A 25,677-nucleotide genomic window follows, 5' to 3' on the forward strand; every position below is an offset into this window, starting at 1 on the left:
GAACAAATCATGGCCGAGCTTATCCTCGGCCATTTTTATATCCGTTTGGATCACTTTTTAAATTAAAAGAAAATTTACTGTTGGCCTTAGCGTTTGCTGATATTCGCCTTTACAGGCTTGCCATGGCATTCACTCACGACACTGTGAAATCTAAGTTGATAAACGAGAGTTACGGAAGGCGAAGAGGCAGTTAAACATAGGTATTGTTCAGAGTGAGGCCAACCATGGTACTGGCTCGACGACGCGCAGCAAGTCCATCCTTGGATGCTCGACCGCCCCGTCCATGGGGCGGACGGTCGTCTCACCAATCACCATGGTTTGCCTTTCAAGCATCAGCGTAACCTTAGGTTCAAAGACTAGAGCTAACATTTAGCGATGGCAATTTTAGAAAAATAACAAATGCCAATACCACACATTAACAGTTCCCTTTAGTCATCCAATTTACGCAAGTGTCACAACGTCTACAGGCACAACAGGCTCAAAACCTTTTGTCGGCTTAAAGGACATGTTATGGATAAAATTTCGCATGCTGTCAGAAGGATCAATTAAATCCATATTCAAACTATTCAAAGTGCTCCTAGATACATACACCGACAATATAGTTTGCTCTTCAAGATATCCAGTAACCTTGTTTAACAGCCTATCGGTAGCATTAATCAACACAAACTCGTCAGGCAAGATTGCAAAAGTTTCTCTAGCAACGCGCAGAACTGAACTACATACATAGTCCTGATACAATTCGTTGAACTTACCTACAGGCATTTTCTTAACTGACAATTTACCACTTTTAAGCAACGATTTTTGCTCATTTGGAATAATATCTGCGCCACGAATATTTATATTTATGGTTAGAAGATAATTCTCCAATACTGAAAAATGTAAACTAGAACCTAAAGTGTCTAACTCGCTAAAAGGATTAAGCTCTTTGATCGTGTTAATTCTTGCTTCTGGATCACCAGCTATAAGCAAATTAGCTTGCTCAACACTTTCCTCCCACTCTTTATAATTCTGCAGCCACTTTTCAAGTGACAACTCAAAATTAATTTGATCTTGCTTTTTAGCAGACTCAATTGCGGCGTCTAGAGCTCTCAGCTTGTTTTCAATACGTTTAAATAAACGGTCAAAAAAACTCGGTTGATATTGTTCTTTTTGACTAATCGCCTCCAACTCTAATCCTTTGATAACAATAGGTTTACTCGGTTCGGTTATAACTGCAACTTTTTCCCAATTAATACTATCACCACACTCTTTGTGCATCGACTGAACAATTTCTATATAATTCTCAAAAAATTCTACATCATAAGCGGCCTGTTCTAACTCGTGCATTTTTGCATGTTCTTTATGTCTAAGTGCTAGCTCTCTTTGAGACTTTTTAGCATTTCTTTCAGCTTTTTTGGCAGCTGCATTGATTGCTCTAACAGTACCTTTCCAGCCCATATCCACCTCTATTAATTATGATTATTGCGAACGTTTTAGTAGTTATTCGCCGCGCTGTTTAATCGCTTGTTGGAGTTTGGCGCTGTCACACTTATGTTAATTTGCATAAATAATGTTATAGGAGTTTGCTTTTTCTAGCAGCTATTTTTTATACAACTGAGACAGTAGTCACTTGATATTGTTTTAGCTTTACTATTCTTCCGCGCTAAATTTAGGTAAATACATGACGTTGATTTACTGCATTCCAGCCCTAAGTTCAGATTAAAACGCGTACAACGACAGAAACAGGTCAACAACTCTTTTATGATTTAAGGACGATCAGACAACTCTAAAGTCAAAAGAATACACCATCCCCTCGGAGTTGCCGCAGGGCGAATAGGCAAATTGCGTGAGTTCGGTCATGGATGACCGACTAGCTTTCGCAGGTGCAGGGACGCATCCTTCGGAAGCGATAGCAAATTTGGCAATGAGCACAAGGGGCTTTCAACTCCGTTGGGGACGCCGGGGGATATCCAAAAGGGGAACAGGCGCTTTTCCCCTTTTGGTCGGGTGTGGGGTGAAGCCCCACGACTTTGACTTTGATTCTGCGTTTAGCTTTAGCTAAAAACTCTTGGCCTAGCATTTGCTTATCCACCACGGCGCAATTGCAAACAGATAACAAAGCGATGACGCCATTATGGATAAGCCAAAATAATAGGAGCACCCGATCTGCCATGAAATCCACCATAAGAGCCATGAAAATCACCTTAGATGACCTTAAAGGGCCTGAGATAGCGGCATTGCTGCAAGAACACCTCGACGATATGCGGGCAACCTCTCCGCCTGAAAGCGTTCACGCATTAGATCTTGATGATCTGCGTCAGTCCAATATTCGCTTTTGGACCCTGTGGGATGGCAATAATTTAGCGGGCTGCGGTGCACTAAAATGGTTAGATGCCGAGCACGCCGAGATCAAATCCATGCGCACCGCCGCGCCCTATAAACAGCAAGGCATAGCTTCTAAAATATTGCAGCACTTGATTAACGATGCCAAAACCGCTGGCGTCAAACGTCTGAGTCTAGAGACAGGTTCGATGGACTTCTTCAACCCAGCTCGCCTGCTCTACTGCAAATTTGGTTTTGAAATCTGTGGCCCCTTCGACACCTACCAACTCGACCCCAATAGCGTGTTTATGACAAAGAAAATCTAAAACACATGCGCCTTAGTCTTTTAAATTCATCTACTAAGGCGCTTTGCTGCAGCTAAGTATTCACTCGCTTCACCACAGCTGCAGTTCTGTGCCCGTTCCACCAATGGATAATAAACCCAAGCAACAGTCCCCAAAATGCGCTGCCGATACCCAGCACACTAAAACCTGATGCCGTGACCAAGAAAGTGATCACCGCTACCTCGCGATCTTCAGTTTTAGCTAATGCGGCGGTAAGGCTATTGGCGATAGTGCCGAGCAGCGCTAATCCGGCGATGGCCAGTACTAATTCCTTCGGGAAAGCGGAAAACAGGCCGACCACAGTGGCGCCGAGTAACCCAGTGATAAAGTAAAACACCCCGCCCCACACTGCCGCCCAGTAACGGGTCGCTGGATTCGGATCCGCCTCTTTCCCCATGCAGATAGCCGCTGTGATGGCGGATAAGTTAAAAGCAAAACCGCCAAAGGGCGCCAGAATTACCCCGATTAGCCCTGTGCTCGTGATCAAAGGTGAAATAGGCGGCCTGTAGCCATTACCGTGCAGCGCAGCAACGCCCGGCATATTTTGCGAGGCCATAGTGACCACAAACAGCGGTAACGCCACGCCAATTACACTCGCCAGCGAAAACTCAGGCATGGTCCATACCGGCATCGCCAGTTGCAACTGAACGGCATCTAACTTGAGTAAATCTAATTGAAAGCTCATGCCGATGCCCACCAGCAAGGTCAGCAAGATGATGTAGCGCGGCGCAAAAGGTTTAACCACGACAAACACCAACAGCATGATCAATATGAGGCTCAGCTGGGTTTGCATAGCCTGAAATAGCCCTAGGCCAAATTGCAGCAGGATCCCCGCCAACATGGCTGAAGCGACTGACTGCGGCATGATGCGAATAAGTTTATCCATCCAGCCCGCCACCCCACAAAGGGTAATTAACATCGAACTCACCAGAAACGCGCCTATGGCTTGGTTGATGCTCAATCCCGCTAGGCTGGTCACCATAAGCGCAGCGCCCGGTGTCGACCAAGCCGTTAGAATAGGATTCTTGTAGTAAAGCGATAGTCCTATGCTGGTCACGCCCATGCCCACACCTAAAGCCCACAGCCACGAACTAATCTGTGCAGGTGTCGCACCCACGGCCTCCGCCGCTTGAAAGATAATCACAGCCGAGCTGCTATAACCCACCAATACCGCAATAAAACCCGCTGATATTTTTGACAAACTCCATGCATCTCGCCACATACTCACTCCCTTCCTCTGCAATTGATGTCGCCACCATGTTGTGCGCTATAACTTATAGAATGAACAAGATAGCCTGCGTGCGCTATAACGTACGAGATGGACAAGATAGCACCTGTGCGTTATAACGTACAAACTAAATTTTTATAAAAATGATGGGGCCATTGTGCAGACGATAAACAGCTATCTCGCCACCACACTCAAAGCACTTCGTAACCAAAAAGGATGGAGTTTAGATAAAGCCGCTCAAGAGACGGGCGTCAGCAAGGCCATGATAGGACAAATCGAGCGCGGTGAATCAAGCCCAACCATTGCGACGCTGTGGAAAATTGCCAGTGGATTCAATCTCTCGCTTTCGACCTTTCTCGAGCCCACGCCCCAGAGCCAAGGCGCAGTATTCCGTAAACCCGACGAATTACGCCAACAACCCGCCACCGACGGCATGCTAGTCGCCTCACTGTTTCCCTTTGAAGACCGTTTCGGTTTTGAGATGTTTGAACTCACCCTGCTGCCAAACTATGAGCGACTTTCTGAGCCCCATGAAGCCGGCGTCACTGAACATGTCATTGTATTAAGCGGCACGATGGAAGTGTTAGTCGATGGACAGTGGCAAACGCTCAAACAAGGTGAAGCGGTACGATTTGCGGCCGACAAACCCCATGGCTATCGCAATCTCAACGACCAAGCAGTGGTCTTCCACGACATCATTCACTATCAACGAGGCAGAGAATCTTGCTTGTAGCAGCTTATCTAACGCCAGTAATGCAGAGTTCGGGCTCTTGCACGGCCAAAGACCAAACCATTACTACCGATAATCTGCAACGCTTGCACTCGCCAATTCATTAGAATAAACTTATTGAAAATTTTCTAATGGTAGGAGCAATGCTATGTTTCAATCTTTACTGGCTAAGTTATCCGGCAGTCACTCGGGCGAAAAGTGTTGGCAATTGATTGAGCAAGGCGCGCGGGTGATTGATGTGCGTTCACCAGAGGAATTTGCCTCCGGTCATTTGCCCCAAGCCATTAATGTGCCATTGCCAACGCTCGACCAATGGTTGCATCAAGTCGATAATAAACAACATCCCTTCGTGCTCTACTGTGGCGCGGGTATTCGAGCGCAAAAAGGCTGCGATATCCTCAAGGCTAATGGTTTTGGCTGCGTGGTGAATGGTGGCTCACTTAAAGATTTAGTCTGCTGCCAACCTAGCTAAAATGCACATACAAAAATGCCAGCCCATTAACGGCTGGCATTATTTATTCAGCTAAATCAAATGGCTCAACTAATCAATGGGACAATTAAGCCTTCAGCTGATCGATACTGTGTTTCGCTTCGCTCATGCCTTTGTCGTGTGCTTCAGGACCCATGTTCAGCGCTTCGGCGTAAACCACTTCAACATTAGTGATACCAATAAAGCCTAAAACCGTTTTCAAGTAAGGTACAACGTGATCCGTTGGGCCATCTTTGTGAGCGCCGCCACGGGTCGTCACTAACACAGCGCGTTTACCTTCCACTAATCCTTTTGGACCTGTTTCAGTGTAAGTAAAAGTCACACCAGCGCGGGCAATGAAATCGATCCAGTTTTTAAGTTGAGTCGGAATAGTGAAGTTATACATAGGCGCTGCGATAACAATAGTGTCGTTCGCTTTTAATTCAGCAACTAAGGTATCTGATAATGCGAGCATTTCTTGCTGACGTGCCGATAATTCTGCACCACCACGTAAACCAGAAGCGATTTCACCGTCTACCATAGGCAGCACGTCTTTACCGCCTAAATCACGTACTGTAATAGCAGCGCCTTGGGTTTCCCAGTGGCTAGCTAAGTGGTCAATTAACACGGCAGATTGTGAATAACCGCCAAGAATGCTTGATTTTAAAATTAAGACTTTAGACATAATCTGCTCCGAAAATAGGTAAATGACTCAGAGTCAGATGGAATATCTCAACTCTATGACGCTAGTGTATTCGCCCATAAAAAAGAAATAAAGTGGATAAAATTTGAGATTCACTTCGATTTTTTAGAAAGGTTATAGGTTGTTGCGACGCGCTATAAATTAACTCGCTTTCGGCGCACTGACATACAGACCTTCGAATACCGCACAAAGCTTAGCATCACAATACAATTGCACAGCTAACTTCACTTTCACTCTGCGACCTCTTTGCAACGGACTAAGATCCACAGTTGGCCATTGCACTGTTACTACTGGGTCACAAGTCACTGGCGCGAGATAACGAATATGGGCATCGGCGAGCACGATGTCCCCCGCAACGCCAGCTAACTGCTGGTTCAGCCACACAGCGCCCCAGCCAGTTAAGGTCATCAAGGTATAAATGCTGCCGGCAAACATGGTCTGATGCAGATTAATATTGGGCGCTATCGGCGCCGTGACTCGAAATTCACCCTCGCTGTAATCGAGCGGCGCAATCTGCATAAATTCACTAACAGGAATAGTACTGTGCCACGTCTGGCGTAATTGAATGAGTAGTTGAGTAAGTAATTCATCCATGTGTATTTACCTCGATACAACCCTCTTCACAGCTAACACCGAATAAGTTCAACACTCTATCCCCCAGAAAAACCACGCGATGACTAATGTAATAGCTAACGCAATAACTCGCGCGATAAGAAGCTACACCTGCAGATTAAAAGTCACTGGGCCATCATTGACTAAGGACACTTGCATATCGGCGCCGAATTGTCCGGTTTCTGTGGTCACGCCCTTAGCGCGGCAAAATGCGACAAACTCTTCATACAGTGCCAAGGCTTGATCCGGCGTACCTGCGCCCGAAAAACTCGGCCTCAAGCCACGGCCCGTATCGGCGGCTAAGGTAAATTGCGACACCACTAACAAAGAGCCACCGACTTGCTCTAGGTTGAGATTCATCTTGCCATTCTCATCGGAAAACACGCGATAACTCATCACTTTAGTTGCCAGTTTTTCCATCTTCTCGCGGGTATCTTCCTGCTCGACGCCCAGCAGAACCAACAGGCCCTTATCGATTGCACCTATGGTTTGATTATCGACAACCACACTGGCGCGGCTCACTCTTTGAATTAACGCAATCACAACTTTTCCTTTTTAGATTAAGGCTTAACGGGAACCATTTGCTGCATGAGCGGGATAGGACGAATATATTGGTCGATACCATCGGGCAAGGATTGCGCTACTTGTGCCAAACCGCCATTGGTCCACAGCATAAAACGACGTAACTCTTCGATTTCAACACGATCGGCAAAGGTGACTGTGCCTTGTATTTGGATCACTGCGCCTTGGTCCAGCAACACGAACTTGGCAAAACTAAGCTTCTGATTCAAAGTGCCAATCACCACAGGCAGCTCTTGGCTAGCCTGTAATTGCGGATGCACGGCATAGAAACGATTCATTAAAATACGGTCAATGCCCGCAGAATTAATGCTCGGCTCAAGCAAAAACTGGTTATCGCCAAACTGCACCGCGACTTTCGTCGGCGCAACCTTGGTGGCCAAGTAGTTAGCGTTAATCAACGCTTGATACAAGCGCTCAGCGGCAGCTTCATTGGTCAATCCCCCCAGTTCAACGACTTTGGGCGCGACGGGTGCACTCACGGTCTCCTGAGCCACCACTGGGTCAATCGCGCTGGTTTGCGAGGGCGCCGTAGCTGCACAGGCAGTTAATCCGAGTAAACTGGCACTGATGAGCAATGTTTTCATTGTATTTCCCTTTGATGTATCCACGACCACATAGCATGGATTTCTGCTGTGACCGCCAAAAACAACGACTCGCTATTGAGCATATGTCCGCCGTCGGCAACAGATTGAATCGTAATAGCATGCTCTAGCCCAGCCACAAAATCGCGCAATAGCGCCGCTGGGCAAATCGCATCCTGCCTTCCTTGCAATAACACACTACGCGCCTTCACCCTAGGCGTCACGCGCTGCAACACAGTCATGGCATTGAAGTAATCATGCCGAGCAAAGTGCAATTCAATATCCGCTAACGCTAATACTGGGTCGGGTAACTGTCTTGGCAACACCAATCTCGCCCCAGCGAGCTTTAGCTCCCACTGAACCCAACGCCGCGCAAAATTGTGTCGCAGGTTTTCATCGGCCGATGCCAAACCTTGATTGTACGAATCCAGCAGTTCAGCCAGCGATGGCGCAACGAGCGCATTACCACTGAAGAGTCGATAAGCCGCAGGTTGCAATTTTGCCGCGCCGTCAGCGCCATAGAGCCAATCTATGCCTTCTTTAGACGGAATAAATAACGCCCACAGCACTTGCGCTATCACCCGCTCTGGGAACAATCCGCTGTAAATTAAGCCTAATGTGGCCCCAAAGGAGCCGCCCGCTAAACACCAGCGCTCAATACCTAACGCAAGGCGAATCGCCTCCATATCGCAGATCAAACCATTAAGATGATTATGGGCTAAATCGCCAAAGGGCAAGGATTGTCCAGAACCGCGTTGATCTAACAGCAAAATCCAATATTGTTCGCCATTAAATAAGGCTAAATCACCGATATCACAACCCGCTCCCGGACCACCGTGCAAATACAACAGCGGAATACCTTGAGGATTACCGTATTGCGCCAGATGTAATTGCTGACCATTGCCAACGCTAAACCAGTCGCGGCGGATAAAAGGGGGAAAGGATTCAGGCACTGATTCAGGCATTAAGTGTTATCGCCATTGCTTAACCGTTTAGGGGGGTCATTCCGATTTCGCCACGGCCTTGAGTGCCGTCACCTCTGCCGACGTTAATACTGACGACGAATCACCTTGGCTGGCATCTGCTAATGGCTTACCATCTAGATCCGTTTCATCCTCATCGGAGCTCGACTCATAATCTAAATACTCTGGCATAGCCGCGGTAATTTCCGCGCCGAGTAATACTATCATCCACGATAAATACACCCAGACAAAGATAATAGGGATCACGGCTAAAGCCCCATAAATAGCTTCATAGCTCGGAAACTGAGTCACATACAAGGCAAAGGCTTTTTTACCTAACTCAAACAAGATTGCGGCGACAATCGCCCCTAATAATGCATGTAGAAACTTCACCTTTTGATTAGGCACCACCATATACAACAGCAAGAATGCAGCAACTGAAAACAGCATGGGCAAACGCTCAAGAAACACGGGCACCACACCCGACAACTGACCGTCAAAAACCTTCAATGACACTACGTAGGAAGTCGCCACCAAACTGGCCCCCACCAAAACAGGACCCAAAGTGATGACCATCCAATACATAGAAAATGCGACCACCACGGAACGCTTCTCTTTAGTACGCCAAATGTTATTAAGGGATTTGTCGATGGCGGAAATCAGCAAAATAGCGACCACCACTAAAGCGGCAATCCCGACAGCTGTGCCCTTAGAGGCATTAGCTACAAACTCATTGATATACACTTGCACTGTATCGCCGGCGGCGGGTAAAAAGTTCTGATAAACAAAGCCTTCTATCTGCCCACGAATGCCTTTAAACACAGGAAAAGCGGACAGCATAGACATAGTCACGGCCACCATAGGCACAAGTGACAATAGCGTGACATAGGCCAAATGTCCGGCGCGGATATTGATCTGATCTTCCACTAAACGCCGCTGCAAATGCAGCAGGAAGTGCCAGATCCCGAGGAATAAGACGCGAATTTGTGCCAGTTCTATCTTCTTAGTCACGGGTTTCTCTTGATTCTGTTGGTATAGACTCGTTATCTTCGTACAATAAACACTTAATTTACAAGTCTAAGGAGTGAATTGATGTCTCAACAAGGATCTGCGGGTAACGTTATTTCCGCTATTGCTAGCCTATTTTTCCCTGGGTTAGGCCAACTATTGCAAGGCCGCATTATGGCCGCACTGTTATTTTTCATTATCACAGTGGTGGGTTATGCCCTCTGGTGGCTAATTGTGCCGGCGGTAATAGGTGCTATCTTTCATCTGTGGAGCATTATCGATGCGGCCCGATTTAAGGCCGATTAATTTCAATTCACTCAGTGACGGAATACCCAATGAAAAGACTGATAACTTCAGGCCTGATTGCCGCAAGCCTCCTGCTCAGTGGTTGCCAAAGTGCCTATTACGGTGCGATGGAAAAGGTCGGTTACCATAAACGCGATATTATGGTCGACAGAGTTAAAGACGCGAAAGAATCCCAAGAGGACGCCCAAAAAGAGTTCAGCTCGGCCCTCGAAGAAATGCAAGCCCTGCTCAATCACGATGGCGGCAGCCTAGAAAAAGCCTATAACAAGGCCAAGGATGAATACGAGTCAGCCCAAAGCGCCGCAGACAACGTCAGCAACCGCATCAAGAAAGTTGAAGATGTGGCCGAAGCGTTATTCGATGAGTGGCAAGATGAAATTGGCGAGATCAGCAAAGCCAGCCTGCGCCGTAACAGTGAAGCTAAGCTCAAAGAAACGCGACGCGCCTACGAACAATTGATCAAAAGCATGCACCGCGCCGAATCAAAAATGCCGCCTATCCTCACCGCCATGAAAGACAATATGCTGTATCTCAAGCATAACCTGAACGCCCAAGCCATTGGTGCGATCAAAGGCGAATTTGCCAGTCTGCAAACCGATATTTCGGGCCTGATTAAAGAGATGAACAAATCGATTAATGAGTCGAACAAGTTTATCGAGTCACTCGAAAAATCAAAAAGTTGAACCAAAGCTGCTACTTAACTCCTAAGCCCTAGCACAATAAAGTGCTGGGGCTTTTTATGCTTTGTGTGACCTCGTCCGCTGTCCCTGCAAGCCATACTTTATTTGTGCAAGCCCAAAACACTTGGCTTTGTGAGCTATGGCGCGCTTTAGTGGATTGATAGCACCAATCTTAGACCTGCCGCACAATTTCATTTAGTACTCAAAAACTTATCATCAGCTCATCACTCAGACACTGTACTCGTTACTCATTTGCTGTATTCATCACTATGACTTTTATCGAATCACTTACTCTGATGTTGGCACTCATGTATCTCGCCTCACTGAGCTATTGGAGCGGCCAGAAATGGGGTGCTGTCGTAACACTGTTACTCAGTGTCAGCGCCGTCGCGATCAGCCTTTACTGGCCTTTAGCACTCGGACTGATTATTGCGCTACCTTTAGCGTTAGTAGGACATAAATTTGCACCTGACTCCTTCAAAGGTGAGATTAAGAACAATACTCTGCGGGAAGGCACTCAACATGTCTTAGCGCTATCGCTTTTACTGGTTGCCGTGCAATACACAATCAATACCGTATTGCTTAAGCAAGGAATTACACCTTGGCTAATGCGCCCCGATGTGGTCGATGCTTTCCTGCCGATTGCCGGCGGCATTGAACTGAAGGCCATTGTCAGTCTAAATTTGTGGGATCAAACCCATCCTGCAGCCGCGGTGATGTTAGCGGCGGTATTGCTCACAGGATTACTTTGTAAGCGGGCATTTTGTGGTTGGGCTTGCCCATTAGGTTTGGCAGGGGAATATTTGTATGCTGTTAGAAAACGCTTTATTAAATCAGAACTAACACCACCCGCTTGGCTCGATTGGCCACTGCGAATGCTCAAGTATTTATTGCTGCTTGGCCTTTGCTACATAGTGATTGGCATGCCAAGTGAGTCGATTCCTTATTATCTCGAAGGTAATTATCACAAGATTGCCGACTTAAAAATGGCACTGTTCTTTCTGACGCCGAGCCTGATTACCCTGTTTGTGTTTGCGCTGATCCTTGCCTTAGCCGCATGGCGCCGTCAGGGATTCTGCCGTTACTTGTGCCCTTATGGTGCCATGCTCGGGATCTTAAGCTTTGCGAGCCCATTAAAAATCCGCCGTGATACTCAGCATTGCCTTATCGAGGCAAAAGGGATGAAATGCGATAAGTGCACCCGCGCCTGCCCAGCAAACATCATAGTGCACACTAAGACTACGGTGCGCAGTGATGAATGCCAGGCCTGTATGCGCTGCGTCGCCGCTTGTCCAAAATCAGCCGCCCTTGGTCTAGGGCTTAAATCTGGCCACAGACTCGGCCATAAGGGATTACTCGCATTAGTGCTCATCGCCTTATTTATGCTGCCGCTTGGCGCTTACTTAGCTGGCTTCTGGCACAGCCAAACACCCGACAATATCCGCATGGAACTGATCCAAGTAATAGATAGAGTGGGGCATTAACTGAGTATAGGTTTGCTTTTGAACTAGTCTAAGTTGGTGTGTTATTATGCACCTCCTTAAACAGTCATTGAAAAAATTTATCGTATGAAACAGAGTAAATTTCGCAGCGTGTTGTTTCTATATATTTCCATGCTATTCATATTAAATTGCTCTCGCATTGCGAATTACATTGTGTATCACGATTATTATAAAGAAACATTCGATTTACTCACGGTGATATTTACATCATTTCGCTTTGATATCATGACTACTGCTTATGTCATGATCATACCTACATTGCTAATATTAGTACCAGGAAGTGGCCGCATTACTTGTTTCATAAAAGATATGGGTTTGAAGCTTGGTTTAATAATGCTATTGCTATCTACACTCGCACTTATTGGAGATTTTATTTATTTTGGTGTAGTAAATAGACACACATTTAGCGATCTACCATTGTTAATGACTGAAACATCTTTTGTATTACCATTTTTAATGAAAGATCATTTCGCGTTAACGATATTTAGCGTTGCTACTATAGCCATAATAATTATTTTGCTGGTGAAAAAATACCAACTATTTTTCTACCACAATAAAAACCATAAGACTCTAGCATCACAAATTGGCGTTTTTGTTATTGCGATCCCTATCCTGATATTATTTCTACGAGGATTAAACTTGCATGGAAAGCCACTTGGCATTATCGATGCATATAAAAACCAAAGTGAGCAGCAAGCTAATTTAATTTTAAATGGTATTTATACAGGTGGTAAAGGTACTACTCAAAACTTCAAGCGTACTGATTATAAATTCTTTAATTCCGAAGAGCTTAAACAACAGCTGAATAAGACAGAAGATGAAGCATATAAATATCCATACGTAAGCCAGTTCTCAGAGAATACACCCAATGGCCGAAATTTAGTTATCATTTTGGTAGAAGCGTTAAGTTATGCTTATATAGATGGATTATCGGGTTCGGACTATAAAGTCACACCATTTTTAGATGAACTGTCAAAAAAAGCTGAGGTTTATGATAATTTTTATGCTGTTGCTCAACGCAGTAACTTAGGTGTTCAAGCGAGCTTGTTTGGCATACCTCCCCTTGAGAGTGTTGGTTATATCGGAGGAGGACTGGAATTATCACGCCTTACAAAAATAGGTAATATTGCTCAAGCTCATGGCTACCAAACCCAAATGCTGCAAAGCTCAAAACGTGACTCGATTCGTTTAGATTCGATAGCCAACTATGCTGGTTTTCAGCAATATCTTGGACGTAGTGATATCCCAATAACACGAACTGACTACCCCGATCCTGATGGCGCACAGTTTGGTTGGGATTATGAGATGTTGATGAAAACACTCGAATTAGCAAACGAAAAAACTAAGCCATTTATTAGTTTTTCGTTTACAGGTACCACCCATATGCCATATGTAGAAACACCGAAGCATTTACAGGTTTATCCATATGGACAAGATACATTCACCGATTTTTTGAATACTGTTAGATATACAGATGAATCTCTTAAAGCATTTTTTGCGGAAGCATCAAAACAGGACTGGTACGAAAATACAACCTTTATGATTTTGGCAGATCACACTTTGTTCAAAACGAAAACGCCGGGCTTAGAAAGCGCATTCCATATTCCGTTATGGATTTATCGTCCTGGGCAAAATATTCCCCCTAAACGACATAAAATACTCGCAAGCCAATTAGATATTTTACCTACCGCTTTTGATTTGCTCGGATTTAATGACGAGTTTGCATCAGTTGGTCGCTCTCTTTATAGGGAACGAAAACCCTATAGTATTGTAGTAAAAGGCGACTTGCTTGGCGCATTTACCAACTCAGGTAGTTTTTTAATCGCTGGAGATAAAATCATATCTGAGAATGAAAGTGTAGACTTTATTGAGAATCAGGCACCTAAGTATGCAGAACAGCTAAAGCTTGAATTTCAACTCTCACAGCAAGCAGTTTTGAACAATACTTGGGTTAAATAGCATCAAAGCACTGCCAATCTAACGAAGCACACTGCAGATAATGGTTTATATCACTATCTGCAGTTTTTAATGTATACACCAGAATATTGATTACAGTTAGTAAATCACTCAATCTTATCGCTGATACTATTCCTATGCGAATATCAGATAAATGGTTTTATAGCTAACCCTATACAGCCAGACCGACAGCAACTGATCCGTTCACTTTTTGACGAATATATTAAAATTTATTCCTTCCGCGATGACAGGCTAACCCGTCGCTTTAGTAAGAACTTTATCAGCTAACCAGGAAGTTACTGACAGGGAAAAATGCCTGCTGTTCACTCGACAATGAATTTGCACAAGACCTAAGCGGAACCATACTAAATGTTAGATCTCTCCTTACAAAATCTTGCCGCAATTGCGTATGGAGAATCGATAAGGAGTAATACAAGATCTCAAGATTCAGCAGTTTGAATTAATCGCCGGCATACCCATGACCAAATCAGCCCCAACAAAAAGCCCCGCATAGTTTCCTATGCAGGGCTTTTTAAACCGATTGACTCACCTTAAGGGTGTGCCACCTGAATCAACAGGCTGGCATTAACCGCGGTTAAAGCGCTTACGATCGTTTTCAGTCAAGTGTCTCTTACGAACACGGATGCTCTTAGGTGTTACTTCAACCAATTCGTCATCATCGATGAACTCAAGCGCTTGCTCAAGTGTCATTGTGATTGGCGTAGTCAGCACTTGCGCTTCGTCAGTACCTGAAGCACGCATGTTGGTCAGCTGCTTACCTTTCAGACAGTTAACTGTCAGATCGTTTGAGCGAGCATGGATACCAACAACTTGGCCTTCGTACACTTCAGCAGCGTGGCCAATAAAGAGACGGCCGCGGTCTTGTAGACCAAACAGTGCGAATGTCAGAGCTTTACCTGTCGCGTTAGAAATCAATACGCCGTTAGCGCGTTGACCGATATCGCCACCTTTGTGTGGACCGTAATGGTCGAACGAGTGGTAAATTAGACCTGTACCAGAAGTCGCTGTTAAGAATTCAGTTTGGAAACCGATTAAACCGCGGCTTGGGATAATAAAGTCGATACGTACACGACCTTTACCATCAAGCTGCATGTCTTTCATTTCAGCTTTACGGGTACCTAACTTCTCGATCACTGTGCCTTGATCTTCTTCTTCAACGTCAACAGTTAACGTTTCGAATGGCTCACACAATTCACCGTCGATGGTTTTCAGAATAACTTCTGGACGTGATACAGCTAACTCATAACCTTCACGACGCATGTTTTCAATCAGGATTGATAAATGCAATTCACCACGGCCTGATACGCGGAAGCGATCTGGACTTTCAGTTTCTTCAACACGCAGTGCCACGTTGTGGACCAATTCTTGTTGTAAACGCTCAAGAATATTACGTGAAGTCACATACTTACCTTCTTTACCCGCAAAAGGTGAAGTGTTGACTTGGAACGTCATGGTCAGAGTTGGTTCATCAACTGATAATGGCGGTAACGCTTCTACAGCGCCAGCAGCACAGACAGTGTCAGAAATTTTCAACTCACCTAAACCAGTGATAGCAACGATATCGCCTGCGTTAGCAACTTCAACTTCAGTACGCTCTAGACCCATGTAACCTAATACTTGGCCCATTTTACCGTTACGGGTTTTGCCATCAGCACCAACAATAGTAACTTGTTGGTTAGTTTTGATGCTACCACGCTTGATACGGCCGATACCGATAACACCCACGTATGAGTTGTAATCCAGCTGCGAAATTTGCATCTGGAAACTACCTTCTGAGTCAGCATCAGGGAATGATACTTTTTCAACGATAGTTTGGAACAGCGGCGTCATGTCTTCACTTGCAACATCTGGATCTAAAGTTGCAAAACCGTTTAACGCTGAAGCGTAAACGATTGGGAAATCTAACTGCTCGTCAGTTGCACCTAAGTTATCGAACAGGTCGAATACTTGGTCGATAACCCAATCAGGGCGCGCGCCTGGACGGTCAATTTTGTTGATAACAACGATTGGCTTTAAGCCTTGAGCAAACGCTTTCTTCGTTACGAAGCGAGTTTGTGGCATTGGACCGTCAACGGCATCAACTAGCAATAATACTGAGTCAACCATAGACAGAACACGCTCAACCTCACCACCGAAATCGGCGTGGCCAGGGGTATCAACGATGTTAATACGGTAGTCGTTCCACTTGATGGCAGTATTCTTTGCCAGAATCGTGATCCCACGTTCCTTTTCAAGATCGTTGGAGTCCATCACCCGCTCAGTGGCTTCTCCTCGGGTTGCAAGGGTGCCTGACTGTGACAGCAACTTGTCTACCAGGGTCGTTTTGCCATGGTCAACGTGTGCAATAATGGCGATGTTACGTAAATTCTCTAGCACGGATAAACCTCTTACCATCAAACAAAAATAGGGATATTTCAGTAATTCGTTATGGCGATCTAGCTCGATCCGCCACAATAAAAAGCGTGCCATTCTACTCCAGAGCGGCCTTGGCGCACAGGATTATTTTTGAACACTTATAAAACAATCCGCCAATCCTTGGGTAATTCCTGCCAATATTCCATTGAGTGAAATCCTCTACCGCCACAGTTAAAGCACTGTTCAATTGCCATATTCGTAGGAAAAATTAGAGTTAAGCAGCTGAATTTGCTATTTTTCATACTCAAGATACAAACCATTTCTGCTGATTTAAACATCAATTAAAATTGATGTCACCGCGATGAAATCATCTCGCCGAGAAACAGCAATAAATTCTAGCGTACATTTAACTTAGCATTCATATTGGCGTTTACGACCGCGAAAACTGAATGTCTTTAAGACTCACTTCATTGTCACGCTATACCTTTATTACGCATCATTGATTCACTTGGTCTGTGAACAGCAAAGACATTTCGCACATGAGAACGAACTCTTTCCTAATAATATGATAATAAACCACTATTGGATTGAGAATGCGTGGCATAGTTGGACAGACTAGCGTGGTTTTATGACAATTATGCGGCGGCGAAATAGCCCAGAGAAACAGTCCCGTTCTGTGCTGAAAAGATGTGCTAGATTCAGTGCTGCTGTCCTTATGCGACTAATGTGAGCCAAGGCGTCACTGCCATCTCACTGCCACATAAGCAGTGCATGTTATTACTTTGGGTCCAAGCCTAGGTTTGCATGAATCAATTCAGTGCGCACCAAAATGGATTGATGCACCAAAATGCCACAGCTAAAAGCACCATAGTGGTGCAAACACGAATCCAATTAAGTGCAGAAAAGGTTTTAAACCATGTTAATCAGCTAGTTAAATTATTGGCATGGATATCGCTTTATCGCTCGTAAGTTTGGCTCAAGATAAATAACTTGAGTTAAAAGATTATAGAAGGGGCATCCCTTTACCCTACCGGAGGCTTGAGAATGTCAGTTGAATCAGTTTTAAAGCAACTTGAAGAATTAGAAGTTAAGTTCGTTGATTTACGTTTTACCGACACTAAAGGTAAAGAGCAGCACGTATCTATTCCTTCTCATCAGGTAGATGCTGATTTCTTCGAAGACGGCAAAATGTTTGACGGTTCTTCTATCGCAGGTTGGAAGGGCATTAACGAATCAGACATGGTACTGATGCCAGATCCAACGACATTCGTACTGGATCCTTTCACCGAAGAAACCACAGCGCTTATTCGTTGTGACATTCTTGAACCCGGTACAATGACGGGCTATGACCGTGACCCACGTTCAATTGCTAAAAAAGCAGAAGCTTACCTAATCTCTACTGGTATCGCTGATACTGTTTTGATTGGCCCAGAACCAGAATTCTTCCTATTTGACGATGTCCGTTTCGGTACTGACATGTCAGGTTGTTTCGTTAAGATCGACGCTAAAGAAGCGGCATGGAACTCAGCGACTAGCTACGAGGGCGGCAACACTGGTCACCGTCCATTTGTTAAAGGCGGTTACTTCCCAGTTGCACCGGTTGACTCATCACAAGACCTACGTAGCGCTATGTGTTTAGTGCTCGAAGAAATGGGCCAAGTGGTTGAAGCGCATCACCACGAAGTGGCGACTGCAGGTCAAAACGAAATCGCTACTCGCTTCAATACTTTGACTAAGAAAGCGGATGAAATCCAAATTCTGAAGTACGTAGTGCACAACATGGCACACGCTTACGGCAAGACGGCGACTTTCATGCCTAAACCTATCGTTGGTGACAATGGTAGCGGCATGCACGTTCACCAGTCTCTCGCGAAAGACGGTGTTAACTTGTTCGCTGGCGACAAATACGCAGGTTTAAGTGAAACGGCGCTGTACTACATAGGTGGTATCATCAAGCACGCTCGCGCGCTGAACGCTTTCACTAACCCAAGCACTAACTCTTACAAGCGTTTAGTGCCACACTTTGAAGCACCTGTTATGTTGGCCTACTCTGCCCGTAACCGCTCTGCATCAATCCGTATTCCAGTGGTACCAAGCCCTAAAGGCCGTCGTATCGAAGCACGTTTCCCTGATCCACATGCCAACCCATACTTAGGTTTCGCAGCGCTGCTGATGGCGGGTCTTGACGGTATCCAAAACAAGATCCACCCAGGTGAGGCGATGGACAAAGATCTGTACGATCTGCCTCCAGAAGAAGCGGCTGAAATCCCACAAGTGGCAACGTCATTAGAAAACGCCCTTGAAAACCTGCAAGCTGACCATGAGTTCCTGACTAAAGGCGGCGTGTTCAGTGAAGATTTCATCCAATCTTATATCGTACTGAAAACAGCTGAAGCTGAGCGTGTAGCACGTACAACTCACCCACTTGAGTTTGAAATGTACTACAGCCTGTAATGGCTAGCGCTATACAACCGGCTCGCTTTATGTAATTGATACAGAAATATAAAAGCCCCGATAGCAACGCTATCGGGGCTTTTTGTATTTTGAAGGTATATACAACTTTTATTCTGATTCAATCATCGCGTTGCTCTCTAAATAGGCATCATCGCCAACCGCTCTTTTATCATTCAGAGAAGGCACCCAGACACCGCGGCAACAGCAATAATAGAGATAGATGGTTAAAAACCGATCTAAACTAAACGAGGATGCAGCAGAAAAACCACCTATATAGTAGGAAGTTAACTACCGCGCCATTATTGTTAAGTGTCCACGCTTTATTCAACTAGGCAGGTTATTGTCAGGGGAAAAATCTGCCAGTTGAGCAGGTTCGCCTGACTCAAATGACGCGAATGGTACGCCATCTAACACCCGCTCATTTTTAAATACACGGATTTCAGAATCAGGTAACTGCGTCATAAGTAATGACAAGATAATGTGCATCTTATCCAATGGGCAATGAAGACGAATACTTGCACGTAAGCCCATTGTTCGTACATCCGATTGGCAGGCAATAAATGGACGATTCCGCGTTACCTTAATCAAATGACGATGCCCATTTTTTATAGGGCTCTCATAAGTTGTTTCTACATTTTTAAAACCGGTGAAGAAAAATGCCCCCAGAGCCATTCCTCCTGCACCAATCAGCGCTGCGGGACCTAAAAAAGCCACCCCGACAATACAAACTACCACCCCAAACCAAGCCAGCCCCCGCACTACCGCGTAAGCTGCATCCGGAATCGCGTCATGATAGGTAGTAACTAAACCCTCGGTGGCGAGCCGATAATGGTACTGTTTGTCGGCCAACCAGAGGTAGCGCATAAATGGCCCAAAAATCATCACTATGATGAGAAAATAATACCATTGTTCAAATCCATACCAGTATGTCACCAACCCAACTAGAGCCGTAATCCCGCACGGAATAAGGACCATGATCCACCCTATGCCATACACAGTCGCTACCTTAATATCCCACTCATAGAGGGTGGGCGCCTCGCGTACCCGCTGTTGGCGCAGTTGATAGAGCCGGTCTTGCTCCTCTTGGGTTAATTGCAGGTACTCACTGCGCGGCAGGTCTTCATACCGACTGTCGTCCAACGGTTGTGTCTCTTGCTCTGTCGACGCCGACTGCTGCGGCGCTGCTTTATTGTTCATCCTGTTACCTCTCGGTAGACTCTACTTGTAGCGTGGGCATCGCCAAGCGTAAATCCAGTCATCCATTTTAAATCAGCAACATAATATGCTCTCGGCCTACCCTCAAGCGAATATTTACTGAAACAGTTTTAAGGAAAGTAATAAAAGTAGCTAGATGGCCAGTGAGGGAAGTGGAGACTGATTTTAAAGAGTATGTTCAAAACTCATCAGAGTTCTGCGAAGGCACGGCATACAAACCTCCATGATTAATACTTATCCAAAACAAGAGTCGCCGTTAACAACTAGGTTATTGAGCTTGGTTGTATCTCGTTTCTGTTGATGAATAATTGACAGATATAATCATATAGTTAGAATGCCAAGCTGTTGAAACAGAACAGGTTGGCGTCAAATGAAACCTGATCTGGTTCCACATCACTAACGCTCTCAGTTGATCAAGTGAGTAGATCATACCGAAGCAATGCAGTTTTTCACATATAAACAATGGAGTGGTTATGCGTTGGTTGACTTGGTTGCTCGTGTGCTTTTCTCTCACGGGATGTGCAACGATAACGTCGAGGATGGGAGAAGATTCAACTTGGGGTCATTCTTTCTCAAGTGTGCAAACGGCTGTTGATAATGGCGAGGAGTGTATGATTATCTCCGCGTTGGCGGCCCCGCCCTTGCTGCTCTTTACCATCCCGCTGACACTTGTTGATATGAGCAGTGCGTTGATCATCGATACTGTTATGCTACCTGCAGATTTAGCGATCACGCCCAGCGATCCCAAGCTCCACACCCCGCGACCTATGGTCTGCCGCTATGACCATAAGATTTAAGCATGATCGCCCCCAATAAATAACCTTAAGTTGCCTGTGTGACGGTGAGTTAACGCCGACATACGGGAACGACCATGTCGCGGTTTGCCTCCCTGAGTGTTGTGTCTTGTTAGTTATGCCTTGTTAGTTGCAGTTACGTAGTACAACCTAGCCTAGTAAGCCATTTTAAATCATTTAAGTTAGCGATTTGCTTTTATCACATCAAGTAACAGCTTGATATCGGCCATATCGTTGTAGATATGCGGCGAAATCCGGATCCCCATGCTGCGAGCATCGACGCTAATATTCGCGTTTGCTAATGCCGTCATGATTTTATGTTGTTGCTCACCAAACTGTAGAATCAGTGTACCGCTGCGCTTCTCAACATCACGTGGCGATACAAACTCATGCTCAAGCTCCTGCGCCACAGCATCAATCAACTGCTGATTACATTTACGCAGCAAGGGGACACCTAAACCCGCCAGGTAATGAATACTGTGAGCGGCAATGGCATAGGGGGCGATTGAAGGTGTTCCACCCCAGAAGCGCATTGCGGAGTGCTGATAACGAAAGTCGTGGATATCAAATTCGAACGGATTCTCATGGCTAAACCACCCCACATCCTTAGGTTGGCAACGCTCCAAAATGGCAGGGTTAATCCAAAGATAGGCTGCACCAGGGCCGCCGCAAAGCCATTTAACACTCGACCCGATTAAAAAGTCAGGTTGTAGGCGCGCGAGATCTAGCGGAATAATCCCCGCCGATTGCGCAACATCCACTAAGCTCAAACAGCCTCGCTCACGGGCTATGGTGAAAATATTGGCTAATGGCGCTTGCTGCCCAGTATTCGAGTAAGCATGACTAACAAACACCAGATCCACATCACGACTGATATGCGCGTCCCACACATTAGGGTCAGTGACATCGAGCCCCTTAGGGATGAAACGTACTTCGCAGCTGGCTGGCAGTGCTTTTTTAAGGGCGAAACCCATGCTGGGGAAATCAATCTCACTCATTAACACAACGGCGTGTTCGCGATTTAATCGCTCGAGTGACATGACGATTTTAGTCAGCGCACTGGAGAGATTAACCTGAGGGCAAAAGTCCTTTTGGTGGCCGTTAAACAGTTTAGATAAGGCGAAAGTAAAATCATCAATCACACTCAGCCACTGACCCCAAGGTTCGCGCCCCGACTCCTGCCAAGGCGCAAAAAAGGCTTCTTTGAAAACCTGTTCGGTCGATTTTAACGGTCGACCGACGGAATGGTTCAATAGATATCCTGGACCCGCGAGGTAAAAGTCCTTTTTATAGTCTGCAAACATAGTGTTATCTCAAACTCTCTTTCAGTTTCTTAATCTCATCATAACGCGTCCGGATGTCGCTGCGCTGAGCGGCGGCACGCCTATCTCTGAGTCGCTCCAATGAACCGAGTAGCACATGCAGTGGCGGACCACTGGCGGTGACCTTAGCTAAATGCTGCTGCTCCATCGTTGTCGAAGGCTCGGCAATATATTTAGTCACTAACTCATTATGGTGCTGAATCGCAGTCTCGCCATGTAATTCGCAGACTTCAATAAAGAGTCGCAAATTTTCTTGATACCAAGTTTGATTTGCCCTGTCTTTTGCCTGCAGGAAGTCATCCATCAAATTCGGCCGACGCATGCATTCACGCAATATCTGTTGATCCTCTGGCATCATGTACAAAAACTTGTCCACCAGCATTTGTGAATAGGAAGCTTCATTAGCGAAACAAAGACCTAGTGTTAAATCGATCACATTAATCCCAGCGAAATCCCCCGCATTGGCGCCGCGATAAATAACCGAGCCCACCCGATAAGGTTTGTAGTAAGGGCGAACACAGTAAAAGAAACGATCCGTATCTAATCGATTGAATAATTGAGTGTTCGACTCAATCACATCCTGCAATGCCTGTTTGGCGACTCGCAGTAAATCGTGACTAATAGGATGGGAAATGCCCAAAGGCTGGATTTTCAATAACGCATCGGCAGCGCGTTTATAGGCCAAAATGCCTTTAGTGTTGTAATCCACAAACAGCTTTTCGGCGCTCAGATCGGTAAAGCGCTTATAAATGCCATTGTGGGCACGATTATGGGTAGTTAAATGCGCGGTGGCAAAGCGCGGCGTGACACCTATTGAAGCGCCAATGTGCATGGCTAGCGCGGAGGCTTCGGCTAATGGTGAGGTGGTTTCCCGTGAGGGCTCAGTAATTTCATGGCGTCGACAAGCTGCCATGTATAGGCCCACGTTACCGAGTAAATCAAAGGCACTGTCGAACCCTTCGTCGGTATTGCCCTCATCGAGCAAGGCCTTAATCAATCCTCGGCCTTCGCTCTCTAGCGCCAACTTAGCTTCTGCGCCAATATCGAGCACATTGGCCCGGTCCGCTTGTTGATAATAAAGCTGTTCTAGCTCTGAGTTGAGTTCCACAAAGCGACTGCGGATCCAATCATCGAAGGCTTCGGTATTAAAGGTGGCAGGTTTCACGGGCTTATCCTTGAGTATTGTTATCGTTCTTGTAAACGGAGCGAGCGCTAAGTCTTAGCCCTTTCCGTAAAACTCGTTAACCAGAATGCAACTTATCGCCATGCGTTTCTAGCGCTAGTTCAAATTTATGAAAATTCTAATGCCACTTTTTATTTACACCTTGCTCCAGCGCAAGTTATCAAAATCAATCGCCTCGCAAAATAACGCCAAATACAGATAGCCCTAATACAAATAGCGCGGCAGGTTCCGCAGGGGTAAATCAAAATGATTTTAATGGAATTTATTGTCGTACTCGGCTGCTTGCTGCTGGGTACCCGCTATGGTGGTATGGGACTCGGACTGATAAGTGGTATTGGATTATTTTTACTGATATTTGTCTTCGGTTTAGCGCCAGGACAACCGCCAGTACAAGTTATGCTAACGATTCTTGCGGTGATCGGCTGTGCGGCCGTATTGCAAACCGCGGGCGGATTAGATGTGATGATGCAGTTTGCCGAGCGCCTACTGCGCCGTCATCCACAATACATCACCATTCTAGCGCCGCTAACCACTTGGACACTCACCTTTTTGTGCGGTACTGGCCATGTGGTTTACACTATGTTCCCGATTATTTCCGATATCGCGTTGAAGAAAAATATTCGCCCAGAACGCCCAATGGCGGTGGCATCCGTCGCCTCACAAATGGCAATTTGTGCTTCGCCTGTATCAGTCGCGGTTGTGTCTATGGTGTCGATTCTCGCATCGCAACAAGGTGTGGGCCGTGCCTATAATCTGCTCGAGATTTTAATGGTATCAGTACCGGCATCGCTATGCGGTGTCATGGCTGCAGCGCTTTGGAGTCTACGTCGCGGTAAAGATTTAGATAAAGACGAAGAATTTCAAGAACGAATTCAAGATCCTGTGCAAAAAGCCTTTATCTATGACAAGAGCGAAACCCTGCTTAATCAACGTTTTCCTAAGGAAGCTTACTGGGCAACGGGGATTTTCTTTGCGGCTATTGCTGCTGTGGTGCTACTAGGTTCTTTTAGTGAACTGCGCCCTGCATTTGAAGTTAAAGGGAAAACAACCTTATTATCGATGAACTTAGTCATCCAGATGATGATGTTAATTGCAGGGGCTTTTATTCTGATGACCTGCAAAGTCAAACCGACTGAGATTGCTAATGGTCCAGTTTTTAAAGCCGGCATGGTGGCAATTTTCTCCGTATTTGGCGTGGCTTGGATGAGCGATACGTACTTTATCAGCCATATGGATGTGCTTAAGGAAAACCTCTCCCACGTGGTGCAAAGCCAGCCTTGGACCTATGCCTTAGTGCTGTTTCTTATCTCTAAGCTTGTTAATAGCCAAGCGGCGGCGCTGACTGCCATTGCGCCTATGGGCCTCGCCTTGGGGGTCGATCCAAAACTCTTGATCGCTTTCCTTCCTGCAAGCTACGGTTATTTTGTGCTCCCTACTTATCCAAGCGATCTGGCCTGTATCGGCTTTGACCGTTCAGGCACAACTAAAATAGGTAAGTTCATTATTAACCACAGCTTTATTATTCCAGGTTTTATCGGTGTAGGTACCGCATCGATCATCGGTTATCTGCTGGCGACAGCCTTGCTCTAGGCTGTATTTCACAAATAACAAAGGCCGCTGATGCGGCCTTTGTTTTGAATAGGATTAAACGCTAGATTTAAGCGCGATACATAGCCAAAAACATCTTAATATTGGCGTCGATAATCGCTTGCTGATTATCATCATTATTTTTCATATAGAACAGCTTAGGCCAGAATGCAAACGCCTTAAACATGCCCCAAAACTGAGTCGATGCCATTGCAATATCATCGATATTCAGCGCCTTGTGTTCTACCGCTCCCGCAAGCCAAGCTTCGAGTCCACCTTCTTGCTTCGCAAGCTTCTCCATCGCTTCAGTCGCTTGGACAGGCGAGCGAATAAACTCTGCCATCACCACCCGCGCCACATCGAGAAACTCAGGCTGCTGATACAAAGCCCAGCATCGATGCGCAATTTGCTGCAACTGATCTTCAAGACTCTGCGCAGGATTGTAAACTAAGGTCGCCGCCTCTTTCGTTCGCGCCCACAACTCTGTGGTTGTGGTATCAAACAGCACTTCCTTACTCGGAAAATGGTTATACACAGTACGTTTAGAAACATTAGCCCGCTGGGCGATCCTGTCCATACTGGCCCCCATAAAGCCATTAACCATAAACTCTTCCCGTGAGGCACGCAGAATTGCCACACGTTTCTGCTGAGTGTTTGTCAATTTAATGGGGTTGTCTGCCATGTTTTCCTACGCCATAAAAATCATTTGTCGACATTTTACACTATCCAGTTTACTTTTACACCGCCACATGTAAACTACACTGTGTAGTTTACTTTTTAAT

At 45.7% G+C, this 25,677-nt stretch carries 23 protein-coding genes; 10 read left to right on the forward strand and 13 right to left on the reverse strand.

Going from position 1 to position 25,677, the window contains the following annotated elements:
- Positions 1-441 precede the first annotated feature (441 nt).
- Positions 442-1,437, reverse strand: coding sequence for a hypothetical protein (locus tag Q4Q54_RS09390; protein WP_311988290.1), 996 nt, complete (start codon positions 1,435-1,437; stop codon positions 442-444).
- 713 nt (positions 1,438-2,150) lie between these two features.
- Here Q4Q54_RS09390 and Q4Q54_RS09395 point away from each other — a divergent pair.
- Positions 2,151-2,627 carry a GNAT family N-acetyltransferase gene (locus tag Q4Q54_RS09395; protein ID WP_311988291.1) on the forward strand — a complete coding sequence of 159 codons (477 nt, stop codon included), beginning with the start codon at positions 2,151-2,153 and terminating at the stop codon, positions 2,625-2,627.
- A 52-nt stretch (positions 2,628-2,679) separates the two neighbouring features.
- Here Q4Q54_RS09395 and Q4Q54_RS09400 read toward each other — a convergent pair whose 3' ends face one another.
- Entirely contained in the window at positions 2,680-3,867 is a 1,188-nt protein-coding gene (locus tag Q4Q54_RS09400; RefSeq protein ID WP_311988292.1) for a benzoate/H(+) symporter BenE family transporter, read from the reverse strand.
- A 163-nt stretch (positions 3,868-4,030) separates the two neighbouring features.
- Here Q4Q54_RS09400 and Q4Q54_RS09405 point away from each other — a divergent pair, with 163 nt between their 5' ends.
- Together Q4Q54_RS09405 and Q4Q54_RS09410 are read left to right on the forward strand one after the other, a co-directional pair.
- Positions 4,031-4,606 carry an XRE family transcriptional regulator gene (locus Q4Q54_RS09405; protein WP_311988293.1) on the forward strand — a complete coding sequence of 192 codons (576 nt, stop codon included), beginning with the start codon at positions 4,031-4,033 and terminating at the stop codon, positions 4,604-4,606.
- A 145-nt stretch (positions 4,607-4,751) separates the two neighbouring features.
- The gene (locus Q4Q54_RS09410) at positions 4,752-5,075 is read left to right on the forward strand and encodes a rhodanese-like domain-containing protein (RefSeq protein ID WP_012586539.1); all 324 of its coding nucleotides are present in this window, start codon (positions 4,752-4,754) and stop codon (positions 5,073-5,075) included.
- A gap of 85 nt (positions 5,076-5,160) precedes the next feature.
- Here Q4Q54_RS09410 and azoR read toward each other — a convergent pair whose 3' ends face one another.
- From azoR to Q4Q54_RS09440, 6 genes are all read right to left on the reverse strand, one after another.
- A complete protein-coding gene (gene azoR, locus Q4Q54_RS09415) occupies positions 5,161-5,757 on the reverse strand; it encodes an FMN-dependent NADH-azoreductase (protein WP_063884975.1) in 597 nt (198 codons plus the stop codon).
- A gap of 159 nt (positions 5,758-5,916) precedes the next feature.
- The gene (locus Q4Q54_RS09420) at positions 5,917-6,369 is read right to left on the reverse strand and encodes a thioesterase domain-containing protein (RefSeq protein WP_006086590.1); all 453 of its coding nucleotides are present in this window, start codon (positions 6,367-6,369) and stop codon (positions 5,917-5,919) included.
- 123 nt (positions 6,370-6,492) lie between these two features.
- Complete coding sequence (gene dtd / locus Q4Q54_RS09425) at positions 6,493-6,930, reverse strand: D-aminoacyl-tRNA deacylase (protein ID WP_006079790.1); 438 nt, start codon at positions 6,928-6,930, stop codon at positions 6,493-6,495.
- Positions 6,931-6,947: 17 nt separating this feature from the next.
- Complete coding sequence (locus Q4Q54_RS09430) at positions 6,948-7,553, reverse strand: hypothetical protein (RefSeq protein ID WP_311988294.1); 606 nt, start codon at positions 7,551-7,553, stop codon at positions 6,948-6,950.
- Entirely contained in the window at positions 7,550-8,515 is a 966-nt protein-coding gene (locus tag Q4Q54_RS09435) for an alpha/beta fold hydrolase (RefSeq protein ID WP_311988295.1), read from the reverse strand. Before Q4Q54_RS09435 ends, Q4Q54_RS09430 begins: the two co-directional genes overlap by 4 nt.
- A gap of 36 nt (positions 8,516-8,551) precedes the next feature.
- Positions 8,552-9,523 carry a virulence factor BrkB family protein gene (locus Q4Q54_RS09440; protein ID WP_311988296.1) on the reverse strand — a complete coding sequence of 324 codons (972 nt, stop codon included), beginning with the start codon at positions 9,521-9,523 and terminating at the stop codon, positions 8,552-8,554.
- Between the two features lie 81 nt (positions 9,524-9,604).
- Between Q4Q54_RS09440 and Q4Q54_RS09445 the strand changes: the two genes are divergently transcribed.
- The 4 genes from Q4Q54_RS09445 to Q4Q54_RS09460 all read left to right on the forward strand — a co-directional run bounded on the left by Q4Q54_RS09445 (position 9,605) and on the right by Q4Q54_RS09460 (position 13,967).
- On the forward strand, positions 9,605-9,826 hold the full coding sequence (locus Q4Q54_RS09445; protein ID WP_006079786.1) for a hypothetical protein: 222 nt from the start codon (positions 9,605-9,607) through the stop codon (positions 9,824-9,826).
- Between the two features lie 29 nt (positions 9,827-9,855).
- Positions 9,856-10,509 carry a DUF2959 domain-containing protein gene (locus tag Q4Q54_RS09450; protein ID WP_311988297.1) on the forward strand — a complete coding sequence of 218 codons (654 nt, stop codon included), beginning with the start codon at positions 9,856-9,858 and terminating at the stop codon, positions 10,507-10,509.
- Positions 10,510-10,775: 266 nt separating this feature from the next.
- The gene (locus Q4Q54_RS09455) at positions 10,776-11,990 is read left to right on the forward strand and encodes a 4Fe-4S binding protein (protein ID WP_311988298.1); all 1,215 of its coding nucleotides are present in this window, start codon (positions 10,776-10,778) and stop codon (positions 11,988-11,990) included.
- Positions 11,991-12,074: 84 nt separating this feature from the next.
- Positions 12,075-13,967 carry an LTA synthase family protein gene (locus Q4Q54_RS09460; protein WP_311988299.1) on the forward strand — a complete coding sequence of 631 codons (1,893 nt, stop codon included), beginning with the start codon at positions 12,075-12,077 and terminating at the stop codon, positions 13,965-13,967.
- A 582-nt stretch (positions 13,968-14,549) separates the two neighbouring features.
- Here the strand turns inward: Q4Q54_RS09460 and typA are convergent.
- Positions 14,550-16,361, reverse strand: coding sequence for a translational GTPase TypA (typA, locus tag Q4Q54_RS09465; RefSeq protein WP_106651716.1), 1,812 nt, complete (start codon positions 16,359-16,361; stop codon positions 14,550-14,552).
- 1,023 nt (positions 16,362-17,384) lie between these two features.
- On the opposite strand from typA, the gene glnA reads away from it, so the two are divergent.
- Positions 17,385-18,794: a glutamate--ammonia ligase gene (gene glnA, locus Q4Q54_RS09470; RefSeq protein WP_106648392.1), complete on the forward strand. Its 1,410-nt coding sequence runs from the start codon at positions 17,385-17,387 to the stop codon at positions 18,792-18,794.
- Between the two features lie 324 nt (positions 18,795-19,118).
- Here glnA and Q4Q54_RS09475 read toward each other — a convergent pair whose 3' ends face one another.
- A complete protein-coding gene (locus tag Q4Q54_RS09475; protein ID WP_311988300.1) occupies positions 19,119-19,991 on the reverse strand; it encodes a hypothetical protein in 873 nt (290 codons plus the stop codon).
- Positions 19,992-20,548: 557 nt separating this feature from the next.
- Between Q4Q54_RS09475 and Q4Q54_RS09480 the strand changes: the two genes are divergently transcribed.
- Positions 20,549-20,806 (forward strand): YceK/YidQ family lipoprotein, encoded by a 258-nt coding sequence (locus Q4Q54_RS09480; protein ID WP_311988334.1) that lies wholly within the window; start codon positions 20,549-20,551, stop codon positions 20,804-20,806.
- 179 nt (positions 20,807-20,985) lie between these two features.
- Here the strand turns inward: Q4Q54_RS09480 and Q4Q54_RS09485 are convergent, their stop codons facing one another.
- Both Q4Q54_RS09485 and Q4Q54_RS09490 read right to left on the reverse strand, forming a co-directional pair.
- Entirely contained in the window at positions 20,986-22,107 is a 1,122-nt protein-coding gene (locus tag Q4Q54_RS09485) for an aminotransferase class V-fold PLP-dependent enzyme (RefSeq protein WP_311988301.1), read from the reverse strand.
- Between the two features lie 4 nt (positions 22,108-22,111).
- On the reverse strand, positions 22,112-23,290 hold the full coding sequence (locus Q4Q54_RS09490) for a monodechloroaminopyrrolnitrin synthase PrnB family protein (RefSeq protein WP_311988302.1): 1,179 nt from the start codon (positions 23,288-23,290) through the stop codon (positions 22,112-22,114).
- A 264-nt stretch (positions 23,291-23,554) separates the two neighbouring features.
- Between Q4Q54_RS09490 and Q4Q54_RS09495 the strand changes: the two genes are divergently transcribed.
- Complete coding sequence (locus tag Q4Q54_RS09495) at positions 23,555-24,898, forward strand: anaerobic C4-dicarboxylate transporter (protein WP_311988303.1); 1,344 nt, start codon at positions 23,555-23,557, stop codon at positions 24,896-24,898.
- A 67-nt stretch (positions 24,899-24,965) separates the two neighbouring features.
- Here Q4Q54_RS09495 and Q4Q54_RS09500 read toward each other — a convergent pair whose 3' ends face one another.
- On the reverse strand, positions 24,966-25,577 hold the full coding sequence (locus tag Q4Q54_RS09500) for a TetR/AcrR family transcriptional regulator (RefSeq protein ID WP_311988304.1): 612 nt from the start codon (positions 25,575-25,577) through the stop codon (positions 24,966-24,968).
- Between the last annotated feature and the right edge of the window lie 100 nt (positions 25,578-25,677).

Source organism: Shewanella sp. SP2S2-4, from assembly GCF_031932025.1.
In the GTDB taxonomy this organism is placed as follows: domain Bacteria; phylum Pseudomonadota; class Gammaproteobacteria; order Enterobacterales; family Shewanellaceae; genus Shewanella; species Shewanella baltica.

Excerpts from the sequence above, each read along its gene's own strand:
- Q4Q54_RS09420 (WP_006086590.1), bottom strand. The coding sequence starts at position 6,369 with ATGGATGAATTACTTACTCAACTACTCATTCAATTACGCCAGACGTGG.
- Q4Q54_RS09395 (WP_311988291.1), top strand. The coding sequence starts at position 2,151 with ATGAAATCCACCATAAGAGCCATGAAAATCACCTTAGATGACCTTAAA.
- Q4Q54_RS09455 (WP_311988298.1), top strand. The coding sequence starts at position 10,776 with ATGACTTTTATCGAATCACTTACTCTGATGTTGGCACTCATGTATCTC.
- Q4Q54_RS09450 (WP_311988297.1), top strand. The coding sequence starts at position 9,856 with ATGAAAAGACTGATAACTTCAGGCCTGATTGCCGCAAGCCTCCTGCTC.
- glnA (WP_106648392.1), top strand. The coding sequence starts at position 17,385 with ATGTCAGTTGAATCAGTTTTAAAGCAACTTGAAGAATTAGAAGTTAAG.
- Q4Q54_RS09390 (WP_311988290.1), bottom strand. The coding sequence starts at position 1,437 with ATGGGCTGGAAAGGTACTGTTAGAGCAATCAATGCAGCTGCCAAAAAA.
- Q4Q54_RS09410 (WP_012586539.1), top strand. The coding sequence starts at position 4,752 with ATGTTTCAATCTTTACTGGCTAAGTTATCCGGCAGTCACTCGGGCGAA.
- Q4Q54_RS09475 (WP_311988300.1), bottom strand. The coding sequence starts at position 19,991 with ATGAACAATAAAGCAGCGCCGCAGCAGTCGGCGTCGACAGAGCAAGAG.
- Q4Q54_RS09500 (WP_311988304.1), bottom strand. The coding sequence starts at position 25,577 with ATGGCAGACAACCCCATTAAATTGACAAACACTCAGCAGAAACGTGTG.
- Q4Q54_RS09485 (WP_311988301.1), bottom strand. The coding sequence starts at position 22,107 with ATGTTTGCAGACTATAAAAAGGACTTTTACCTCGCGGGTCCAGGATAT.
- Q4Q54_RS09400 (WP_311988292.1), bottom strand. The coding sequence starts at position 3,867 with ATGTGGCGAGATGCATGGAGTTTGTCAAAAATATCAGCGGGTTTTATT.
- Q4Q54_RS09495 (WP_311988303.1), top strand. The coding sequence starts at position 23,555 with ATGATTTTAATGGAATTTATTGTCGTACTCGGCTGCTTGCTGCTGGGT.
- Q4Q54_RS09435 (WP_311988295.1), bottom strand. The coding sequence starts at position 8,515 with ATGCCTGAATCAGTGCCTGAATCCTTTCCCCCTTTTATCCGCCGCGAC.
- Q4Q54_RS09460 (WP_311988299.1), top strand. The coding sequence starts at position 12,075 with ATGAAACAGAGTAAATTTCGCAGCGTGTTGTTTCTATATATTTCCATG.
- azoR (WP_063884975.1), bottom strand. The coding sequence starts at position 5,757 with ATGTCTAAAGTCTTAATTTTAAAATCAAGCATTCTTGGCGGTTATTCA.
- Q4Q54_RS09480 (WP_311988334.1), top strand. The coding sequence starts at position 20,549 with ATGGGAGAAGATTCAACTTGGGGTCATTCTTTCTCAAGTGTGCAAACG.
- Q4Q54_RS09445 (WP_006079786.1), top strand. The coding sequence starts at position 9,605 with ATGTCTCAACAAGGATCTGCGGGTAACGTTATTTCCGCTATTGCTAGC.
- Q4Q54_RS09430 (WP_311988294.1), bottom strand. The coding sequence starts at position 7,553 with ATGAAAACATTGCTCATCAGTGCCAGTTTACTCGGATTAACTGCCTGT.